We start from the raw sequence: 5,407 nt of genomic DNA, 5'->3' as shown, positions 1-5,407 counted from the left end.
ATGGCGTATATCTGTCCCATCTACCCGGATGGAACCGGAATCCACATCATAAAAACGCATGAGAAGATTGATCACCGTACTTTTTCCGCAGCCCGTAGGGCCTACGATGGCTACTCTCTGGCCTTTACGTACGTTTAGATTCATATCCTCAATCAAGGCGACCTCCGGATTATAGGAAAAATACACATGTTCCAGAGATATCTCTCCCTTTGCATTGCGAAGCACTGCAGCGTCAGGCTCCTCCGGGACTTCAGGCTCCTCGTCAATCAGTTCAAACACTCGTGCAGCAGAGGCCAGGGCATTTTGAAGCTCAGTCACCACTCCCGATATTTCATTAAATGGCTTTGTATATTGATTGGCATAGCTTAAAAAACTGGAAAGCTGTCCTACGGATAAAAGTCCTTTTACAGCCGCAAAGGCTCCGGCGATTCCAACGCTGGCATAAACAAGGCTGTTCACAAAGCGGGTCGCTGGATTGGTAATGGAAGAAAAAAATGTGGCTTTTAAGCTCCAGATACGCAAATCTTCATTAATATCTTCAAATTTCTCCTGTGCATCGGCTTCATGGGCAAAAGCCTGCACCACCTTCTGATTTCCCAGCATCTCTTCCACAAGAGAAGTCAGCTCCCCTCTGGTCTGTGACTGCATCTTGAACATGCGGAAGGTCTTTCTTGCAATAAAGCTGGCGGCAAACAGGGAAACCGGAGTTACCAGCATCACCACAACCGTTATGCCCGGATTCAAGGAAAACATGAAAACCAATGTTCCAAAAATGGTGAGGACTCCGGTGAACAGCTGTGTAAAGCCCATTAACAGTCCATCGGAAAACTGGTCGATGTCCGTGATAACCCTGTTTATGATATCTCCGTGAGAATGGGAGTCAATATATTTTAATGGAAGAATCTCCAGCTTATTAAATGCCTGGGTTCTGATATCCTTTACCACCCGGTAGGTAACCAGATTGTTGATATGACTCATAAGCCACTGGGCTGCCGCTGTTATTGCAATGATGACTCCGATTTGTTTTAAAATCGTCCACATGCCGGCAAAATCAACAGCTCCTGCTCCCACAATGCAGTCAATGGCCCGGCCTGTGAGGATGGGAACGTATAAAGTCAGCAAAACTGTGACAAAGGCACAGGCCAGGGAAGCAGCAACTCCCCATTTATAACGGCCAATGCAGCGAAAGATCCGCTTGACAGTGGATTTGTATTTTTTTACTTCCATGTTATTGCACCTCCTCTTTAGACAGCTGGGATAAGCATATTTCCCGGTAAACCTCACAGGAAGTTAACAGCTCCTCATGAGTTCCCCAGCCTGCCATCTGCCCGTCATCTAAGACCAGGATCCTGTCCGCGTTTTTAATACTGGAAGCTCTCTGGGATACCAGGAATACAGTCATATTCCCGGTACGTTCTTTAATTGCCTTCCTAAGCCTGGCATCAGTAGCAAAATCCAGTGCAGAAGCGCTGTCATCCATGATGAGAATCTGAGGATCCTTTACCAATGCCCTGGCAATGGCAAGCCTCTGCCGCTGCCCGCCGGAAAGGTTTTTTCCTCCCGCCTGGACCAGAAGCTCCAGTCCTTCTCCTTTTTCCTCTACAAAATCCTTCGCCTGTGCAGTGGAAAGAGCCTCATAAATCTCCTGATCCGTTGCTTCCTTTTTCCCCCACTTCATATTTTCCCGAAGGGTTCCTTTAAAAAGCACCGCCTTTTGGGGGACAATTCCCACCAGCTCCCTCAGCTGGCCCAAAGGATATTGCCTTACGTCAACTCCTCCCACCTTTACGGATCCTTCTGTGACCTCATAAAACCGGGGAATCAGATTTACCAGGGTGGTCTTACCGGAACCTGTTCCTCCGATGATTCCAATGGTCTCCCCCTTCATGACCTGAAAGGATAAACCGCTTAATGCCGCATCCTTGGACCCTGCATAGGCAAAGGTCATATGGTCAAATTCTACTTTGGGAGCATCCTGTTTCTCTTCCACATCTTTATGAGAAACCTCTGTAATGGCCGGTTCCTGTTCAAACACAGAGCTGATCCGGCCTGCACAGGCTAAGGACTTTGAAATCGTGATGATCAGATTTGCCAGCTTTACAAGCTCTACTAAAATCTGGGACATGTAATTTACTAAAGCAATCACTGCTCCCTGAGTGATGATGCCGTTCTGCACCTGTCCGGCACCGGTGTTTATAAGAACGATGACGCCTAAGTTGATCAGCACATAGGTAAGGGGATTCATTAAGGCTGAAATCTTTCCTACGAAAACCTGGAAGCGTACTAAAAGGCCATTTTCCTCATCAAACCGGCGTATTTCATCATTTTTCCGGTCAAACGCACGGATGACACGGACTCCTTCAAGATTCTCCCTGACAGCCAAAAGCACCTGGTCCAATTGCTTCTGCACCTTCTTATACAATGGGATGCTGATCAGCATAATGCCGAATACAACAATGGAAAGAACCGGGATAAGTACTGCAAAAACAAGAGCTGCCCTGGCATTGATGGTAAATGCCATGATCATGGCACCGCATACTACAAACGGAGAACGAAGGAACAGACGAAGGAATAAGTTCACTCCGGACTGTACCTGATTGGCATCGCTGGTAATACGGGTAATCAGGGTCGCAGTTCCAAGGGAATCTATTTCCTGGTACGAGAGTTTGTTGATATGGGCAAACAAATCATTTCGGAGAGAAGTTCCGAAGCCGGCCGCTGCCTTTGCCGCAAAATACTGGGCCGTAATAGAACAGACAAGGCCTATGACGCCAAGCAGCACCAATAGTCCGCCCATTTTAAGTATATAAGACATATTCTGAGATTTGATCCCAACGTCAATCACCTTTGCCACTACAAGAGGCACCAATAATTCAAAGCAGGCTTCCAGAAGCTTAAATAACGGCCCCATAATGCTTTCTACCTTATATTCCTTTAAATATTTCAGGAGCTTTTTCATCCTAATATTCCTCCGCTTTTAAAAATTAAATACATTTTTGGAATAATACCTTGTAACATTATACCATTTTGGTATAATAATACAATACATAATTATGAAATAGAGGATATCCCAATGAATCCAATTAATTCAAAGCAGCTTTATTATTTTACCACAATAGCAGAAACCGGAGGCTTTACAGCCGCAGCGAAAAAGCTGGGGTTATCCCAGCCGCCGCTAAGTAAACAGATCCTTTTGCTGGAAGAAGAGCTTGGAGTAAAACTTTTTGAACGCGGCTCCAGGAAAACAGAACTGACGGAGGCAGGTGCTTTTCTCTATTCCCGGGCCAAAGACATCCTGTCCATGATGGACTCAATTGTGGAAGAACTCGATCATTTTCCAACTGCTTCCAAAGGAATTTTAAAGCTGGGAACCATCTCTTCTTCCGGCAATCTGCTCCACGACTTTTTAAAGATATACTGCTGCACCCATCCAAAGGTACGGTTTGAGGTCACAGAAGGAAATACCTACGAGCTTCTGGAAAAGATGAAAAACGGGATTGTGGAATGCGCGATTATCAGGACTCCTTTTAATGCAGAAGGCTTTGAATGTGTGTACGGAAAAGAGGAACCATTAATAGCAGTTGGAAATCCGTCCTTTTTTTCAGGCGTCCCTAAGAATAAAATCAGGCTGACAGACCTTTCAGGCAAGCCCTTGATCTATTACCGCCGGTTTGATTCCATCATCTCCCTTGCCTTCCAAAACAGCGGTATCATACCCAATGTTTTTTGCCGCAATGATGATGCCAGAACCTGTCTCCAATGGGCAGGCATCGGGCTGGGAATCGCTCTGGTGCCTGAATCCATCAGTAAAATAGGGGAACACACTGACCTCGTGTTCAGGGAGATCGACTCTGAGGATACTGTTACAAGAATGGCGGCCGTGTATAAGAAAAATGGCTATGTTTCAAACATAGCCAAAGAATTTGTTTCCTATTTCGGAGAATTGATGTCCCTTTCCTAATCAAAAAGGCTTAACTGGGTCACTTCATAATTCTTTTTATACCCATGAATGATGTCTTTCATCCGGTATAGTATCCCATACCGCTCGCACTCCCGGGAAAATACCTGCCATAGCTTTCTGGCTCCCGGGCTTGTACATTCATAACTGTTACCATACCGCCTGATATATTCCGACACCAGATCCTGTTGGGGGAACAGCTCGTTTAAGCGGTCAAAATACCATTCTCTTTGATTATTGCGCAAAGTCACACCAAAAGCCGGATAAATGAAGCTGGCGCCGGCTTCATGGGCGGCTTTTACAATCGAAAGGATATTTTCCTCGTTATCCTCCAGAAACGGAAGAACCGGCATCAATAATATTCCCGTAAATATTCCGTTCTTCCTTAATGCCTCAACCAAAGCCAGACGCTCCGAGGGGCTGGAGGCATGTGGTTCGATTTTTTTCGCCAGATCATCATCTGTCGTGGTAACCGTCACCTTACACAGGACAGGGGAATGCTCCATGATTCCTTTTAGAATATCGATGTCCCGCTTAAGAAGGGCACTTTTCGTTGCCACTGCCGCCCCAAAGCCGTATGCGTCAATAAGTTCAAGGGCATGCCGTGTTAATTCAAGCTCTTGTTCAAAAGGATTGTAGGGATCGCTCATGGCTCCGGTCCCAACAATACCAGTTTTCACCTTACGCCTTAAATCATCCCGGATGATCCGAAGGGCATCTTCCTTGACCCGCACCGAATCAAAATTATCAATCCGGTAACAGTCTGAACGGCTGTCACAATAAATGCAGCCATGGCAGCATCCTTTGTAGATATTCATATTATAGTCAATACCAAACCACTGGGAGCCTTTTGTTCTGGTCACTATGGTCTTTGCAGGAATACTCTCCATTCGTTTTCGTTCCTTTCCTCACTGCCGGCCTGATACCCGTTGGTTTTATTTTATGATTTATGGCAGGATCTGTCAATCATGTACGTATTTTTACCTGACTGCAGAATGCCTTGATATTTTTTTTGTTCCATGATAATATGCTAATACCAGCGAAGAAATTATGGCAGGAAAAGGAGATATTATGATTCGATTCTTATTGCGCTGTAAGCAAATCTATGACAAATACAGCAGGGATGAAATGACTGTATATGCAGCCCAGGCCTCCTTCTTCACCATTATAGCAGCATTTCCCTTTATGATGCTTTTACTGGCATTGATACAACTCATCCCCTCCATTACGAAAGCCAATTTACTCCAGCTTATGATTACGATCATCCCAAGTACACTGGAAATGAACAGCTTAATCGTATCTGTTATCGATGACCTTTATACGAATTCTCCGGTAGCTGTCCTTTCCGCGACCGCAGTGGCTGCCATATGGTCCGCTTCCAAGGGGATGCTCAGCATTGAGCGGGACTTAAACCGGGTATTTGGCCAGGAGAAAAAGAGAAACTATATC

5 protein-coding genes are annotated in these 5,407 nt (G+C 45.5%); 2 read left to right on the top strand and 3 right to left on the bottom strand.

Features of this window, described 5'->3' with window-relative positions; all coding sequences use genetic code 11:
- A partial coding sequence (locus RT269_RS29715) for an ABC transporter ATP-binding protein (RefSeq protein ID WP_313188116.1) occupies window positions 1–1,227 on the bottom strand: 1,227 nt, incomplete at its 3' end.
- A gap of 1 nt (window position 1,228) precedes the next feature.
- The gene (locus RT269_RS29710; protein WP_313188114.1) at window positions 1,229–2,959 is read right to left on the bottom strand and encodes an ABC transporter ATP-binding protein; all 1,731 of its coding nucleotides are present in this window, start codon (window positions 2,957–2,959) and stop codon (window positions 1,229–1,231) included.
- Window positions 2,960–3,073: 114 nt separating this feature from the next.
- On the opposite strand from RT269_RS29710, the gene RT269_RS29705 reads away from it, so the two are divergent.
- Window positions 3,074–3,961, top strand: coding sequence for a LysR family transcriptional regulator (locus tag RT269_RS29705; RefSeq protein WP_313188113.1), 888 nt, complete (start codon window positions 3,074–3,076; stop codon window positions 3,959–3,961).
- Here RT269_RS29705 and RT269_RS29700 read toward each other — a convergent pair.
- Complete coding sequence (locus tag RT269_RS29700; protein ID WP_313188112.1) at window positions 3,958–4,848, bottom strand: SPL family radical SAM protein; 891 nt, start codon at window positions 4,846–4,848, stop codon at window positions 3,958–3,960. The genes RT269_RS29705 and RT269_RS29700 overlap by 4 nt on opposite strands.
- Window positions 4,849–5,029: 181 nt before the next feature.
- Between RT269_RS29700 and RT269_RS29695 the strand changes: the two genes are divergently transcribed.
- A partial coding sequence (locus tag RT269_RS29695) for a YihY/virulence factor BrkB family protein (RefSeq protein WP_313188110.1) occupies window positions 5,030–5,407 on the top strand: 378 nt, incomplete at its 3' end.

The organism is Lacrimispora sp. (assembly GCF_032078915.1).
GTDB lineage: Bacteria > Bacillota > Clostridia > Lachnospirales > Lachnospiraceae > Lacrimispora.
Note: the sequence above shows the minus strand (reverse complement) of the source record. Positions and strands in the feature narration are given on the sequence as shown.

What these genes read in the sequence shown, in the direction of transcription:
- RT269_RS29710 (WP_313188114.1), bottom strand. Translation starts at nt 2,959, where the DNA reads ATGAAAAAGCTCCTGAAATATTTAAAGGAATATAAGGTAGAAAGCATT.
- RT269_RS29705 (WP_313188113.1), top strand. Translation starts at nt 3,074, where the DNA reads ATGAATCCAATTAATTCAAAGCAGCTTTATTATTTTACCACAATAGCA.
- RT269_RS29700 (WP_313188112.1), bottom strand. Translation starts at nt 4,848, where the DNA reads ATGGAGAGTATTCCTGCAAAGACCATAGTGACCAGAACAAAAGGCTCC.